Below are 14623 nucleotides of genomic sequence, written 5' to 3'. Positions count from 1 at the left end.
CGTCCCTCGGTCTTGCGCTGACAGGCGAAACCCCCACAGCCGCGAGGGCGGCGCCGTCGGGCGCCGTAAGGTTGGTGGCTGGAATCGCACTTCACAAGACTTGAGGAGAACTGTGGCCGAGTACATCTACTCGATGGTCCGCGCGCGCAAGGCGCACGGCGACAAGGTGATCCTTGACGACGTCACGATGTCGTTCCTGCCCGGGGCGAAGATCGGCATGCTCGGCCCCAACGGCGCCGGCAAGTCGACGATCCTCAAGATCATGGCCGGCCTCGAGCAGCCCTCCAACGGTGAGGCACGCCTCTCGCCCGGGTACTCGGTCGGCATCCTGCTGCAGGAGCCGCCGCTGGACGAGTCCAAGACGGTGCTCGGCAACGTCGAGGACGGCGTCCGCGCGATCAAGGACAAGATCGACCGGTTCAACGCCATCGGCGAGGAGATGGCCAACCCGGACGCCGACTACGACGCGCTGCTCGACGAGATGGGCAAGCTGCAGGCCGACATCGACGACGCCGACGCGTGGGACCTGGACTCCCAGCTCGAGCAGGCCATGGATGCGCTCCGCTGCCCGCCCGGCGAGGAGATGGTCACCAACCTCTCCGGTGGTGAGCGCCGCCGCGTCGCGCTGTGCAAGCTGCTGCTGGAGAAGCCCGACCTGCTGCTGCTCGACGAGCCGACCAACCACCTGGACGCCGAGAGCGTGGACTGGCTCGAGCAGCACCTGTCGAAGTACCCGGGCGCCGTCATCGCCGTCACGCACGACCGGTACTTCCTCGACCACGTCGCCGGCTGGATCGCCGAGGTCGACCGCGGTCGCCTGTACCCCTACGAGGGCAACTACTCCACCTACCTGGAGAAGAAGCAGGAGCGTCTGCAGGTCCAGGGCCGCAAGGACGCCAAGCTCGCGAAGCGCCTGAAGGACGAGCTCGAGTGGGTGCGCTCCAACGCGAAGGGTCGCCAGACCAAGTCCAAGGCGCGTCTGGCCCGGTACGAGGAGATGGCTGCCGAGGCGGACCGCACCAGGAAGCTGGACTTCGAGGAGATCCAGATCCCGCCAGGCCCGCGCCTGGGCTCGGTGGTCATCGAGGCCAACGACCTCCGCAAGGGCTTCGGGGAGCGGCTCCTCATCGACAACCTGTCCTTCACGCTGCCGCGCAACGGCATCGTCGGCGTCATCGGCCCGAACGGTGTGGGTAAGACCACCCTGTTCAAGACGATCGTGGGTCTGGAGCCGCTCGACGGCGGTGACCTCAAGATCGGGGAGACCGTCAACATCTCCTACGTCGACCAGGGCCGGGAGAACATCGACCCGAAGAAGTCGCTGTGGGAGGTCGTCTCGGACGGCTTGGACTTCATCCAGGTCGGCAACGTCGAGATCCCCTCGCGCGCGTACGTGTCGCAGTTCGGGTTCAAGGGTCCCGACCAGCAGAAGCCGGCCGGAGTGCTCTCAGGTGGTGAGCGCAACCGTCTCAACCTCGCGCTGACCCTCAAGCAGGGCGGCAACCTGCTGCTGCTGGACGAGCCCACCAACGACCTGGACGTCGAGACCCTCGGCTCCCTCGAGAACGCCCTGCTCAACTTCCCGGGCTGCGCCGTCGTGGTCTCCCACGACCGGTGGTTCCTCGACCGCGTCGCCACGCACATGCTCGCGTACGAGGGCACCGAGGAGGACCCCGCGAACTGGTACTGGTTCGAGGGCAACTTCGCCGCCTACGAGGAGAACAAGCTCGAGCGCCTCGGTGCCGATGCGGCCCGGCCGCACCGGGTCACCTACCGCAAGCTCACGCGGGACTGAGGTCTGGCGCCGCCCGCAGCGTGCGGGCGGTGAGGACGGCGGCCGTCGCGGCCTCGTGACCCTTGTCCTCGGTCGAGTCCGGCAGCCCGGCGCGAGCCAGTGCCTGCCGCTCGTCGTCACAGGTGAGCAGACCGAAGCCGACGGCGACCCGGTGGTCCAGCGCGACACGCGCCAGGCCATCGGTCGCCGCCCGGCAGACGTAGTCGAAGTGCGGTGTGCCGCCGCGGATCACGACGCCCAGGGCCACGATCGCCTCGTGCCCGGCCGCCGCCAGCGCCGCCGCGACCACCGGCAGCTCGAAGCTGCCCGGCACGCGGACCACGGTCGGTGCGCCGATGTCGTGCTCGCGCAGTGCCCGCCGGGCGCCTGCGAGCAAGCCGTCCATCACTCGGGTGTGCCAGCTCGCGGCGACGACAGCGACGCGCAGATCACCGGAACCGGTCGGCTGGAACGCAGGCGCGCCGTCCCCGCTCATGTCAGATCACCCCTGTCAGGTCGTGGCCCATCCGGTCACGCTTGGTGACCAGGTAGCCGGTGTTGTGGTCGGTCACGCGCGGGGCCGACGGCACCCGCTCGACGGCGACACCGTCGCTGGTCAGCGAGCGCACCTTGGCGGGGTTGTTGGTCATCAGGCGCACCGCCGTGACGCCGAGCTCGCGCAGGATCTGCGCAGCCGCGCCGTAGTCACGCGCGTCGGCGGGCAGCCCCAGCGCGAGGTTGGCGTCGACCGTGTCGTGCCCGCCGTCCTGCAGCGCGTAGGCCGCCAGCTTCGCACCGAGCCCGATGCCGCGGCCCTCGTGCCCCCGCAGATACACGACGACCCCGCGCCCGGCCCGCGCCAGACGGGCCAGGGCATCATCGAGCTGCGGGCCGCAGTCGCACCGGCCGCTGCCGAACGCCTCACCCGTGAGGCACTCCGAGTGCACCCGGGCCAGCACCGGCTCTGCGGTGGCCAGATCCGCGAGCGGTCCGCGGACGAGCGCGACGTGCTCGCTGCCGTCGAGCACGTCCCGGTAGCCGACGGCGGTGAAGTCGCCGTGCCGGGTCGGGAGCCTGGTGCTCGCGACCCGCTCGACCAGCACCTCGGTACGTCTGCGGTGGCTCACCAGCTGTGCGATCGAGATCAGCGCCACGCCGTGCTCGTCGGCGAAGCGCCGCAGCTGCGGCCCGCGGGTCATGGTGCCGTCGTCGTTGACGACCTCGGCCAGCACCCCGGCCGGCGTGCGCCCCGCCAGCCGGGCGAGGTCGACCGCCGCCTCGGTGTGGCCGCGCCGCACCAGCACACCGCCGTCGCGGTACCGCAGCGGGAGCACGTGACCCGGCTGCGTCAGGTCACCGGGGCGGATGCCGGGGTCGGCGAGCAGCCGAGCGGTGCGTGCTCGGTCGGCGGCGCTGATCCCGGTGGTGACGCCCTCGCGTGCATCGACCGACACCGCGTACGCCGTGCGCATCGGGTCCTGGTTGCGGGTGACCATCGCAGCGATCCGGAGGCGGTCGAGCGCGGCGCCGGACATCGGCACGCAGACGATGCCGCTGGTGTACCGGATCGTCCAGGCCATCAGCTCGGGCGTGGCGGCCGAGGCCGCGAACACGATGTCGCCCTCGTTCTCGCGGTCGGCGTCGTCGGCGACCACCACCGCCCGGCCGGCGGCGATGTCGGCGACCGCCCGCTCGACGGAGTCCAGACGCACCTCGTCGATCACGGGGCGAGCTCCGCCGTCTGGCGCCAGGACAGCAGCCGTTCGACATGCTTGGCCAGCACGTCGACCTCGAGGTTGACGCGGTCGCCGACGCGTCGGCGGCCCAGCGTCGTTCGCGCGAGGGTCTCGGGGATGAGGCCGATCGTGACGCGGCCCTCGGCCACGCTCACGACGGTCAGGGAGACGCCGTCGACCGCGATCGAGCCCTTGTCGACGAGGTAGCGGTCCAGCGCGCCGTCGGCAGGGAGGCCGATGACGACCAGGTCCCAGCGCTCCTCGCTGCGGCGATCCAGGAGCGTGCCGACGCCGTCGACGTGGCCCTGCACGATGTGCCCACCCAGCCGCTGCTGTGCGGTGACGGCGCGTTCCAGGTTGACGAGGTCGCCCGCTCGGCGCCCACCGAGCGTCGTGGCGGCGAGCGTGGTGCCCATGACCTCGGCGGTCCAGGTGGTCGCCTCACGGAAGGCGATCGTGAGGCAGCAGCCGTCGACGGCGATCGAGTCCCCGAGCGCGGCGTCCGCCAGCGTGGTGCTCGCCTCGATGGTGATGCGGAGGGCGTCGCCGCCGCTGTCGTCGACCGCGCGCACGCGGCCGAGCTCTTCGATGATGCCGGTGAACATCTATCTCTCCTTCTCGATGGGAGCGCTGGTGATGCGGATGGTGGTGTCGTCGCCGGAGCCGATGACGGTGACGTCGGTGGGGCGCAGCCGCAGCGCGTCGCCGATCGAGCCGATCCCGAGATCGCCGACGGCGGCCCGGCCGGCGCCCAGCAGCGCCGGCGCCACGTAGGCGACCACCTCGTCGACGAGCCCGGCGCGCAGGAACGAGGCTGCGAGCGTGGGCCCGCCCTCGAGCAGCACGTGGTGGCGGTCGTGCTCGCGGTAGAGCGCCTCCAGCGCCTCGTGGGGGCTGCGGGTGCGGAGGCGCACGGTCGCTGCGGCGCCGTCGTGGACGCGGCGCTCCGCTGCCAGGGGCCTGGTTCCCATCACGGCGCGCAGCGGCGGGAGACCTGCCGCGGCGAACCCGTGCCGGACCGTGAGGTGGGGGTCGTCGATCTGGACGGTTCCGGTGCCGACGAGGATCGTGTCGCAGTGCGCGCGCAGACGATGGACGTCGTCACGGGCTGCGCGGGAGGTGACCCATCGCGAGCTGCCGTCGGCCGCGGCGCTGCGGCCGTCGAGCGTGGTCGCGAGCTTCCAGGTGACGAACGGCCGGCGCCGGGTATGGGCGAACGTCCATCGCGAGTTGAGAGCGATGGCCTCCTCGACCAGCAGCCCTGCCTCGACGACGACCCCGGCTGCGGCCAGTCGCTCCAGCCCGCCGGCGGCACGCGGGTGAGGGTCGCGCTGGGCGACGACCACGCGGCGCACACCCGCCTGCAGCAGCGCTCGGGTGCACGGCGGCGTACGGCCGAAGTGGTCGCACGGCTCCAGGGTGACCACGGCGGTCGCACCGCGAGCACGGGCGCCGGCCGCGGCGATCGCCACGACCTCCGCGTGCGCTGTCCCGGCGCCACGGTGGTAGCCGGCACCGACGATCTCCCCGCTCGGTCCCAGCAGCACGCACCCGACGCGCGGGTTGGGGTGCGACGGGACGCCGGGCGACTGAGCAAGATCGAGCGCTCGCAGCATCGCAGCGCGTTCCTGCCGGTCCGCCATCGTCATCCCTCCCGTCGCCTGGCTCGGCTCCGGGGTGGCTGCGGCGAGGTGCCCGCGCGCTGCGCGGACACCGATCACTCATCTGCGTGCACTTCCCATCCGGACTTTGACCGTCGGTCCAGGAGTTCCACCTGGTCAACCGATCACTGGCTGCGATCGGGTCGCGGACTTTCACCGCCGGTTCGGAGTTTCACCGACCCCAGAGCACGCAAGCTCTTGTCCCGCCATCGTTGCACACCGTCCCCCACGGGCCGCCCGTTCAGCCGCCGGTGCCCACGTTCTGAGCGCTGCGGAACTGGTGGAACTGGCGGACGGCGGCGGGGCGGGCATCCCTGCCGTGCGCCGTCAGTCGGCGTCGAGGCGGGCGATCTCCTCGGCGGTGAGCTCGAGCTCGGCGGCCGCGGCGGAGTCGGTGATCGAGGCAGCTCGCTTGGCCCCGGGGATCGGGATCACGACCGGTGCCTTCGCGAGCTCCCAGGCGAGTGCGACCTGCTGCGGGCTGACTCCCCGCTCGGTCGCGATCTCGGCGAAGGCGGGGTGCTTCTCGGCGAGGTCCTTCGCGCTGCCCAGGCCACCGAGCGGGCTCCACGGCAGGAACGCGAGGCCGAGCTCGTTGCACACGTCGATCTCGGGCTCGCTCGACCGGAACGCGGGCGAGAACTGGTTCTGCACGCTGACGAGGTGGTCACCGAGGACCGCGTGCGCGGCGCGGATCTGGTCGGGGTCCACGTTGGACAGCCCGATCGCGCGGACCTTCCCCGAGTCGGCGATCTCACGGAGGATGCCGATGGTGTCCTGGTAGTCGCGCGTGTCATCGGGGCGGTGGTGCTGCCACAGCCAGATCTGGTCCACGCCGAGCCGCTGCAGGCTGGCATCGACGGCCCCGTGCAGGTGCTCGGGGGAGCTGTCGCGTGCCCAGCCGCCGCCGTCGGTGCGAAGGCAGCCGCCCTTGGTGGCGAGCTTGACCTGGTCGCGCACGCCGAGCTCGTCGAGCAGCGAGGCGATCAACTTCTCGTTCTCGCCCTGGGCGTCGGCACCGAGGAGCTCACCGGGGCCGTAGGCGTCAGCGGTGTCGAACAGGTTCACGCCGGCGTCGAGCGCGGCGCGGACCGTGCCGGCCAGCTGCTCGCGCGGCTGCAGGCCTGTCTGGTCGAAGGTCATCAGGCCGAGCCCGATCGCTCCGACCTCGTCCGTGCCGACACTGGCGTTACCGATGGTTCGTGTGCGCATACGTTCGACCTTAAAGGGTGCGGCGCGGGTTGCGGGCGGGTCCGCCGCCGATCTCGAGCCGGCAGGGTCGGCAGGGGCGGGTGGGGGTGGGCCCGCAGGGTCGGCAGGGCGGGTGCGGGCCGTAGCGGTAGCGTCGGACTCCCGAGGTGTCACGAGCACCCTGGACGAGGCGAGGAGGACATGTGGCCAGGGTCAGCATCCCGATCCAGATCCGGTGGTCGGACATCGACGGCTACGGGCACGTCAACAACGCCGCGATGCTCACGCTCCTGGAGGAGGCCCGCATCGCGACGTTCTGGAACGCCGACCTCCCGGACGGCTCCGCCAGCCCCACCCAGACCCTCTCGGGCGGCCCGACGGCGGAGCACTTCACGCTGGTCGCCCGCCAAGAGGTGGAGTACCTCGCGCCGCTGCCGTTCAGCCAGCGCCCCGTGCGGGTGGACCTGTGGGTCTCCAAGGTCGGCGGCGCCAGCCTCGAGGTCAACTACGAGGTGTTCTCGCCCGACGACGTGAGGTGCGCGATCGCCGCGACCTCGATCGTCATGGTCGAGGCCGCCACGGGCCGCCCCCGCAAGCTCTCCACCGAGGAGCGTGCCGCGCTCGAGCCGCTGCTCGACACGCCGCTGGAGTTCCGACGCCGATGAGCATCCTCGTCACCGGCGGGACCGGCACGCTCGGCAGGCCCACGATGGCCGCGCTGCGCTCGCAGGGTCACGCCGTCACGGCGCTGAGCCGCAGGCCGGGGGAGGGCCGCGCGGTCGGGAACCTCAGCACCGGTGAGGGCCTGGACCGGGCGCTCGACGGCGTGGCGACCGTGGTGCACTGCGCCACCACCCGGTTCCGTGACATCGGCCAGACCGAGGTCCTCATCGATGCGGCCGAGCGTGCCGGTGTGGAGCACGTGGTCTTCGTCTCGATCGTCGGCGTCGACGACATCCCGTACTTCTACTACCGCGACAAGGTGGCCAGCGAGCAGGCCTTCATCGCCTCCGACCTGCCCCTGACGATCCTGCGCGCGACGCAGTTCCACGACTTCGTCGCCGGTTTCCTGCGGCCGCAGCGCCGGCTCCCGGTGCTGCTGGTCCCCGAGCTGCCGGTGCAGCCGATCGCGGTCGAGGACGTCGCCGAGCGGCTCGTCGAGATCGTGGCCGGCCCACCCCTGGGCCGCACGGAGGACATCGGTGGCCCCATGGTCCTCACCGTGATGGAGGCAGCGCGGCAGTGGCAGCGCGCCCACGGCACCCGGCGCCGCATGCTGCCGGTCCGCGTGCCCGGCGCCCTGGGCGCAGGTTTCCGCGCCGGGCACCACACCACGGGCCTGCCGGGGTACGGCCGACGCACGTTCGCCGAGTACGCCGCCGAGCAGGCGGCCGCGCTCGGCCGCTGAGGGCGCGGGAGGAGTCCCGGCGAGCTCCGGCACGCCGGATCCCGAGGATGGCGGCCAGGGCGTGTTGACTGACCCTGTGATCGAGCCCGACCTCCGCCGCGCCGTGCACGGCGTCCTCCTCGCCGCTTTCGACGGCACCACCATGCCGGACTGGGTCCGCGACGCCGAGGGTCTCGGCGGGATCTGCCTGTTCGCCCAGAACACGCCCGACCCGACGACCGCCGCCCACCTCGTCGCCGAGCTGCGCACCGCCCATCCCGACCTGGTCGTCGCGATCGACGAGGAGGGTGGTGACGTCACCCGACTCGAGGCCGCCACCGGCTCCAGCCTCCCCGGGGCGTCCGCGCTGGGAGTGCTCGACGACGTCGCCGCCACCCGGGAGGTCGGGCTCGCGCTGGGAGGGCTGCTGGCCGCCTGCGACATCGATCTGGCGCTCTCGCCCGTGGTCGACGTCGCCTCCAACCCCGAGAACGTCATGCTCGCGGCACGGGCGATCGACGCCGACCCGCAGGTGGTCGCCCGGCACGGTGCCGCCTTCATCCGCGGCCTCCACGAGGCGGGGGTCGCTGCGTGCGCGAAGCACGCACCCGGCCACGGCGACACCGCGGTCGACTCTCACCTCGGCGTCCCTGTGCTCGACGTCGACCAGGCGACCCTGCACAGCCGCGAGCTCGTCCCGTTCCGGGCGGCGATCGCCGCCGAGGTGGACGCCATCATGCTCGCCCACCTCCTCGTGCCCGCCGTCTCGGACGGGCTCACGTCGCTGGACCCCGCGGTCCCGGCCCTGCTGCGCGCCGCGGGATTCACCGGTGCCCTGGTCACCGACGCCCTCGACATGGGCGCGGTGCTCGACCGCGCCGGGGGTGACATCGGCGAGGCGGCCGTGCTCGCCCTGCTCGCCGGTGCGGACCTGCTCTGCCTCGGCTCGCCCGTGCACATCGACGAGGCCGCGTTCGGGCACGTGGTGGCCAGCGTCGTCGCCGCCGTCCAGACCGACCGGCTGCCGCGCGCACGCCTGGACGAGGCGGGCGCACGTGCCGCAGGGCTGCGGCGCGGCCGCAGCCGGAGCGGCGGCATCGACGCCGCGCTCGAGCACCTCGAGCACGTCGGCGCCGAGCTCACCCGCCGCGCTGCGAGCCGTCGCGGCGACGTCGCGCTCCGGCCCGGCGACGGTCTCCTCGACCTCCGCTTCCGCGCCGTGTACGCCGCGAGCAGCACGCACGGCATCGCACCGGCGCTGCTGACCGACCGGCTGGGGCTCGTGCCGGGTGAGCCCAGCGAGCACCGGGTGGCGGTCCTCACCAAGGACGCCACGCCGGAGGTGAGCGAGCTGCTCGCACGGCGACCGGACGCCGTCGTCATCCACGTCGGATTCCCGGGCGCAGCGCCCGAGGCCCCGAACCTCGTGGTCGTCAACGGCGGCGGCCGGGCGAGCGCCGCCGAGGCCGCGCGCCTGTGCTCGCCCGACGGCGACGGTCCGGCCTGGCAGGGGCTGATCGGGTTGCGCGCGCCCACCGAGGAGCGCAACCCGCGCACGACCGAGCTCGACACGCTCGACTCGGCCGGCCTGGTCGCGGCCGTGCTGGCCGAGGACGCCACGGTCGCCGCGGCGGTCGCCGCCACCTCGGCGGCGCTCGCGCGCCTGGTCGACGCAGGAGTCGCCGCGCTCGCGAACGGTGGTCGGGTCCACTACGTGGGTGCCGGCACGTCCGGGCGGCTCGGGGCGCTCGACGCCGCCGAGCTGCTGCCGACCTACGGCGTGGGGACCGAGGGCTTCGTCGCCCACCTCGCCGGTGGTGAGCGAGCGATGCTGCGCGCCGTCGAGGGTGCCGAGGACGACGAGGCTGCCGGAGCCGAGGCGGTCGCCGGCGTGGGACCGCACGACCTCGTCATCGGGGTCGCCGCGAGCGGTCGGACGCCCTACGTGGGCGGGGCGCTGGCCGCGGCACGCGCTGCCGGAGCCGCGACCGGGCTGATCTCCACCAACCCGCACGCGACCCTGGCCGCTGCGGTCGACGTGGCCGTGCTGATCGACTCGGGCCCGGAGGTCGTCACCGGTTCCACCCGCATGAAGGCCGGGACCGCGACCAAGATGGCGATCAACGCGTTCTCGACGGCGGTGATGGTGCGCCTGGGCAAGACGTACGGCAACCTGATGATCGACGTCGCACCCACCAACGACAAGCTCCGTGCCCGGTGCGTGCGGATGCTCGTGCAGGGCACCGGGGCGAGCACCGAGGACGCGGCCACCGCCCTGAACGAGGCCGGCGACGTGCGGACGGCGCTCGTGATGCTCGCCGCCGACGTGCCCGCCGACGCCGCCCGGGCGGCCATCGCGCTGAACCCGCCGGATCCCACGCGCTCCGGCGACCCCGGCGGCGTGCGGTCAGCGATCGCCCACGCCAGGCGGCCGGCCGGCTGAGCTCACAAGTACATGCCCGGCGCTCGCTCGGTCGTCTGCGGCGTGAGCGCGGGCACGTCCTGCGGCAGCAACGTCCTGATGTCGTCGTGCGTGGGGCTCGCGAGCGTGATGATCCGCTGCGCCTGCAGCATCGTGGCCTCCTCGAACAGGTTCCGCACGAACCGTCCGTTGCCGAACGTGGCCGGCCGCGGCCGTGGGTAGATGCGCCGCACGGCTGTCTCGACGCCGTCGGCCAGGTGGTAGCCGGCCTGGCTCGTGATCAGCTGGAAGATCCGCCACAGCTCGTCGTCGTCGTAGTCGTCGAACTGGATGGTCTTGGGGAACCGTGACGCGACGCCGGGGTTGGACTCCAGGAATCGCGTCATCTCGGCCGGGTAGCCGGCCACGATCACCACCACCTCGTCGCGGCGGTCCTCCATCAGCTTGATGAGCGTGGCGACGGCCTCCTGCCCGAAGTCGCGCGCGTTGTCGCGGGGGACCAGGGCGTAGGCCTCGTCGATGAACAGCACGCCGCCGGCCGCGCGCTCGAAGGCCTTGCGCACCTTCGGCGCCGTCTGACCGATGTACTCGCCGACCAGCTCGGCTCGGCTGACCTCGACCAGGTGGCCGTGCTCGAGCGTGCCCAGCTGGGCGTACAGGCGGGCGAGGATCCGCGCGACGGTGGTCTTCGCCGTGCCGGGGTTGCCCGTGAACACCAGGTGCCTCGACCGGCCGGGGTTGGGCATGCCCGCCTGGAGGCGGAGCACGTCGGCGCGCGCCTCGGCGGCCAGCCGACGCACCTGCTCCTTCACGGGCTCCAGGCCGATCAGCCTGTCGAGGTCGCCCTGGGGGTCGCCGATCTCGACCGCGGGGTCGTCCTCGAGGGGCGCCTCACCGTCGTCCTCACCGCCCGAGGTCAGCGAGACCGCGACCGGGTGCGGCGAGACCGTGCCGTCGGTCGGGAGCGAGCTCGGTGGCGTGCGCGCCGCGATCGTGGCCGCGTACGGGTTGCGGGTGACCCGCACGGTGTACATCTCCTCGATGTCCTCGATGAAGGGCATGAGGCTGACGGCCTTGACGAATCTCGGTGCACCAGGAAGGCCCGCGACGCCGCACGAGACGTCGTTGGCCAGCGCGGTCCACGTGCGGCACAGGTGGATCTCGCCGGCGAGCAGGCCGCGCGCCACCCACTCCCGCAGCCGCGCCTCGGCGTCACCGGTGTCGAACCCGGCCCGCAGCCGGTCCATGGCCGCGGTGGTCGCCTCGGACAGCTCGAGGCCGATGACGGTCGTCAGCAGCGCGGGCACGCCGTCGCGGTTCCCCGCGAGCAGGAACGTGGCGAGCAGCTCGGCCAGCGGCAGCGGGCGGCTGATCACGCTCTCCATCGCCCGGTGCGCCGCCTGCAGCCCCTCGAAGGACCAGGCGACGGCGTCGATCCAGCCACCGAGCTCCGGCAGCACCGAGTACACCTCGGGGTCGAGCCCGTTGCGCCAGTGGCTGACGATCGCCTGCTGGTAGTCGCCCTCCAGGTGCGTGCGCCGGAGCTCGGGCTCGGTGCGGACGCGTTCGTACAGCGACAGCAGCGCGTCGTGCCGGGCGGCGAGCGGTGGCACGCCGTCGAACAGGCGCAGCGTGCGGATGGAGGCCTCGAGCGCCTGCTCGCGCCGCGCGGGGTCGTTGCCGGCCCAGCTGAGCAGCCACGTGGGCCAGTCGGTCCGTTCGCCGCGGTACCGGTACGTGCTGTTCGGGTTGAGCTGCTTGCCGGGCTTGAGGTAGTCGTCCACGACCTCCCACGGGAACCGGGAGCTGGGGCCGGTGAACACCGGGCACCAGCCGGCGAGGCCCTGCGCCATGAGGAAGGCGAAGTGCACCGAGGTGCGCGTGCGGTCCTGGTAGGCGTCCCACGTCTCACGGACCGGGGTCAGCTCGGTCTCGGCGATCTCCCGCACCCCGGCGCGCAGCCGCTGCCACCACCCGTCCGGGACCTCCCAGGGTGCGAGGGGACCCAGCACGTCGAGGAACGGCGTCCCGGACTGCAGCAGCGTGAGGTCGTCAGGAAGGGTCAGTCGCACCACGGGCGTCAGTATCCCCTGCAGCGACGGGGGCGGCGCCACCCTCGAGCAACGACAGGAAGTGGTCGAACAGGTCCGGCAGGTCGACGTTCTCCGGGTCGAGCAGCCACTGCAGCTGCAGCCCGTCCATCACCGCCGAGCAGATCAGGCCGATCTTGTCGGGGTCGATGTCCTGGCGCAGCAGCCCCTTCTCGACGAGCGCCCGGAAGCCCTCCCGGTCCTGCGCCCGCAGCCCGCGGTAGCGCTCGCGGTACAGCTCGTGCGCCGGGTGGCCCGGCTCGGTGGCCTCGGCGGACACGATCACGTGCAGCCCGACCAGGCCCGGCGTCGCGGCGTTGCGTCGGACCAGTGCCCGCATCCCGTCGACCAGGCTCGTGCCGGCCGCCTCGGCCTCGACGCGCCGTTCGGCGTCGATGCGGTCGCGCTCGGCGAGCACGGCCGCGAGCAGGCCGGCCTTGCTGCCGAAGTGGTGGAGCAGCCCGGCCTCGGAGATCCCCACCCGCTGTGCGATCTCCCGCAAGGAGCCACCACGGAAACCCTGCGTGCCGAACACCTCCACGGCGATGGCGAGGATCTTGTCGCGGCGGATCTCGCCGCGGACCAGCCGTCGGTCGCGGCGCGGCGGCGCGTCCGGCGGCGCGTCAGCGGGATCGGCCATGGCTGCCTCCATCGGTGTCGGAAGAGTCGGCGGCCCCGCCAACCTAGCGTGCGCCCCGGTGGGGGCGGGGCCGCCGACGACCCGGCGTCGGAGATGCCGCCCGGCCGGCGGACTCAGCCGATCCCGGCGCCGAAGACCTCACGGCCCAGCAGCGGGCGCAGCGCCGAGGAGGCCCGGCGGGTGCCGAAAGCACGGCGCAGCACGTCGCGCTCGAGGACGTTGCCGACGGCACCCATGATCATCGCCTGGTCGAGGGAGAGATGGCGCTCGGCCCGGGTTCCGGAGACCGCGACCGCGTCGTGGAACCCGCCGGGACCGTAGGCCTCCAGCTCGTCCTCGATGCCGGCGAGGTTGCGGAAGCTGTGCTCCGGCTCGTACGCCATCGCCAGGAACGACGCGTGCGGTGTCACGACCCCGTCGCCGAAGGTGGGGTCGGGGTTGGTGGCCTCGCGGCAGTCGCCGAAGCCGACGTCGACGTTGGTCGACTCCCGGTCCGAGCAGTAGCCCTCAGCCGAGAGACCGAGCTGGTCGACGCCGTACTCGCGGTAGCCACCGAACGGGTCGCTGCTGGGGCTGAAGCCCCAGTAGCCGTAGCCGGCCTGCTCGAGACCGTGCTCGCGCTGAGCCCGCACGTGCAGCGGGTGGTTCCTGCCCCAGCTACGCGGGCCCCATCGCGACTCCGGGACGAAGACGTCGGGCATCAGCTCCTCGAACATCGACCCGCCCCAGCCCGGGACGACCCGCATGCCCCGGTAGGAGTACGCACCCTCGTAGACCTCGATCCCCAGGTAGGTCCGGGTCTCGCCGACCGGCTGCGACTCCTGCCAGCTCCAGTCACAGCTGGCGGGAAAGGTCCGCCAGGCGGCGTAGTAGTGCTGCGCGGGGACCTGGCCGGTGAGGATGCCCAGGTAGGAGGTCATGCGCGTCTCGGACACGATCGTGTCGTAGTGGTGCGTGGTCAGCCACACGGGATCGCCACCCACGTGGGTGCCCTGGTAGACCCCGTCGGGTCGGTCGTGCTCGAACGGGAAGAACCCGCCGTGCATCAGGCCGCCGGGGCGAACGCTCGGGTGCGCGGGGTCGGTGCCGGGGTTGTAGAACGCGTCCCAGCGCATCGACCGGAACAGCTGGTCGGCCAGCCGACCCGCGGAGGGCACCGCCTCGCCCACCACCCGCAGCGCCGTGCCGAGCCACGCGTTGTCCACGCTGGAGCAGAACGGGTGGATCACGTCCCCGCTGCCCGGCCACGCGCGCAACGCCGCACCGGTGGCCTCGTCGTACCAGTTGAAGAACATGCCGCTGTGCTCGTGCCGCTCCACCTCCAGCAGGGTCGAGAGCGTGCGTCGGCACAGGTTCTTCGTGTCGCGGTTCGAGAGCAGCCCGAGCTCGCGCGCGACGACGGCGGACCACAGCAGCCCTCCGATGTTCGTCGGCGAGGTGTACCCGCTGCGGCCCTCCGCGGCGAGGTCGGCGGCGATGTTGTCGGCCGGCAGCCCGGTCTCCTCGTCGGTCATCGCGAGCATGCTGGTCCAGGTGTCGGCTGCCCAGCGCCGCACCCGGGCCTCGTCGAACGGCCGGTGCGGCCCGCGGCCGGCGGCGGGACCCGCACTGGGCCGGCCCGGGGTCGCGGCCGCCGGGGTGGTGGCGGCCGCGCTCGCGGCCGCGGCGGCTGCCGTGCCGAGCAGGGCACGGCGGGTGATCGCGGTACGGGACATCATCATC

At 72.7% G+C, this 14623-nt stretch carries 12 protein-coding genes and 1 riboswitch; of the genes, 4 read left to right on the top strand and 8 right to left on the bottom strand.

All coding sequences use genetic code 11. The features are described from left to right. The first annotated feature begins 112 nt into the window (after positions 1-112). Positions 113-1795: an energy-dependent translational throttle protein EttA gene (gene ettA / locus GPA04_RS18625; protein ID WP_156225721.1), complete on the top strand. Its 1683-nt coding sequence runs from the start codon at positions 113-115 to the stop codon at positions 1793-1795. On the opposite strand, the gene ribH is transcribed toward ettA, so the two are convergent. The 5 genes from ribH to GPA04_RS18600 all read right to left on the bottom strand — a co-directional run bounded on the left by ribH (position 1782) and on the right by GPA04_RS18600 (position 6383). Next, positions 1782-2270, bottom strand: a complete 489-nt coding sequence (gene ribH, locus GPA04_RS18620; protein WP_156225720.1) for a 6,7-dimethyl-8-ribityllumazine synthase — start codon at positions 2268-2270, stop codon at positions 1782-1784. The two genes, ettA and ribH, sit on opposite strands and share 14 nt — an antisense overlap. A gap of 1 nt (position 2271) precedes the next feature. Beyond that, positions 2272-3498, bottom strand: a complete 1227-nt coding sequence (locus GPA04_RS18615; protein ID WP_156225719.1) for a bifunctional 3,4-dihydroxy-2-butanone-4-phosphate synthase/GTP cyclohydrolase II — start codon at positions 3496-3498, stop codon at positions 2272-2274. Next, the gene (locus tag GPA04_RS18610) at positions 3495-4115 is read right to left on the bottom strand and encodes a riboflavin synthase (protein ID WP_156225718.1); all 621 of its coding nucleotides are present in this window, start codon (positions 4113-4115) and stop codon (positions 3495-3497) included. Before GPA04_RS18610 ends, GPA04_RS18615 begins: the two co-directional genes overlap by 4 nt. Next, the gene (gene ribD, locus GPA04_RS18605; protein ID WP_241680915.1) at positions 4116-5231 is read right to left on the bottom strand and encodes a bifunctional diaminohydroxyphosphoribosylaminopyrimidine deaminase/5-amino-6-(5-phosphoribosylamino)uracil reductase RibD; all 1116 of its coding nucleotides are present in this window, start codon (positions 5229-5231) and stop codon (positions 4116-4118) included. Between the two features lie 4 nt (positions 5232-5235). Next, a riboswitch (FMN riboswitch) is annotated at positions 5236-5365 on the bottom strand. 133 nt (positions 5366-5498) lie between these two features. After that, positions 5499-6383, bottom strand: a complete 885-nt coding sequence (locus tag GPA04_RS18600) for an aldo/keto reductase (RefSeq protein ID WP_156225717.1) — start codon at positions 6381-6383, stop codon at positions 5499-5501. Between the two features lie 182 nt (positions 6384-6565). Between GPA04_RS18600 and GPA04_RS18595 the strand changes: the two genes are divergently transcribed. From GPA04_RS18595 to GPA04_RS21550, 3 genes are all read left to right on the top strand, one after another. Continuing rightward, the gene (locus tag GPA04_RS18595; RefSeq protein WP_156225716.1) at positions 6566-7027 is read left to right on the top strand and encodes an acyl-CoA thioesterase; all 462 of its coding nucleotides are present in this window, start codon (positions 6566-6568) and stop codon (positions 7025-7027) included. Further along, entirely contained in the window at positions 7024-7770 is a 747-nt protein-coding gene (locus GPA04_RS18590; protein ID WP_156225715.1) for an SDR family oxidoreductase, read from the top strand. The genes GPA04_RS18595 and GPA04_RS18590 overlap by 4 nt, the downstream gene beginning before the upstream one ends. Positions 7771-7846: 76 nt before the next feature. Next, positions 7847-10192 carry an N-acetylmuramic acid 6-phosphate etherase gene (locus GPA04_RS21550; protein ID WP_156225714.1) on the top strand — a complete coding sequence of 782 codons (2346 nt, stop codon included), beginning with the start codon at positions 7847-7849 and terminating at the stop codon, positions 10190-10192. A gap of 2 nt (positions 10193-10194) precedes the next feature. On the opposite strand, the gene GPA04_RS18580 is transcribed toward GPA04_RS21550, so the two are convergent. The 3 genes from GPA04_RS18580 to GPA04_RS18570 all read right to left on the bottom strand — a co-directional run bounded on the left by GPA04_RS18580 (position 10195) and on the right by GPA04_RS18570 (position 14622). Further along, entirely contained in the window at positions 10195-12246 is a 2052-nt protein-coding gene (locus GPA04_RS18580) for an AAA family ATPase (protein WP_156225713.1), read from the bottom strand. Beyond that, positions 12224-12901, bottom strand: coding sequence for a TetR/AcrR family transcriptional regulator (locus GPA04_RS18575; protein WP_156225712.1), 678 nt, complete (start codon positions 12899-12901; stop codon positions 12224-12226). The genes GPA04_RS18580 and GPA04_RS18575 overlap by 23 nt, the downstream gene beginning before the upstream one ends. A 113-nt stretch (positions 12902-13014) precedes the next feature. Then, positions 13015-14622, bottom strand: coding sequence for a glucoamylase family protein (locus GPA04_RS18570; RefSeq protein WP_241680914.1), 1608 nt, complete (start codon positions 14620-14622; stop codon positions 13015-13017). Between the last annotated feature and the right edge of the window lies 1 nt (position 14623).

Origin of the sequence: Pseudactinotalea suaedae (assembly GCF_009733815.1) — a bacterium.
GTDB classification, from domain to species: Bacteria; Actinomycetota; Actinomycetes; order Actinomycetales; family Beutenbergiaceae; genus Pseudactinotalea; species Pseudactinotalea suaedae.
The sequence above is the reverse complement of the archived record's forward strand: the minus strand, read 5'-3'. Positions and strand labels throughout refer to the sequence as shown.

Bases quoted from the DNA above. Each gene is read 5' to 3' on its own strand.
- GPA04_RS18570 (WP_241680914.1), bottom strand. From the start codon at position 14,622: ATGATGATGTCCCGTACCGCGATCACCCGCCGTGCCCTGCTCGGCACG.
- GPA04_RS18610 (WP_156225718.1), bottom strand. From the start codon at position 4,115: ATGTTCACCGGCATCATCGAAGAGCTCGGCCGCGTGCGCGCGGTCGAC.
- GPA04_RS18590 (WP_156225715.1), top strand. From the start codon at position 7,024: ATGAGCATCCTCGTCACCGGCGGGACCGGCACGCTCGGCAGGCCCACG.
- GPA04_RS18600 (WP_156225717.1), bottom strand. From the start codon at position 6,383: ATGCGCACACGAACCATCGGTAACGCCAGTGTCGGCACGGACGAGGTC.
- ribH (WP_156225720.1), bottom strand. From the start codon at position 2,270: ATGAGCGGGGACGGCGCGCCTGCGTTCCAGCCGACCGGTTCCGGTGAT.
- GPA04_RS18575 (WP_156225712.1), bottom strand. From the start codon at position 12,901: ATGGCCGATCCCGCTGACGCGCCGCCGGACGCGCCGCCGCGCCGCGAC.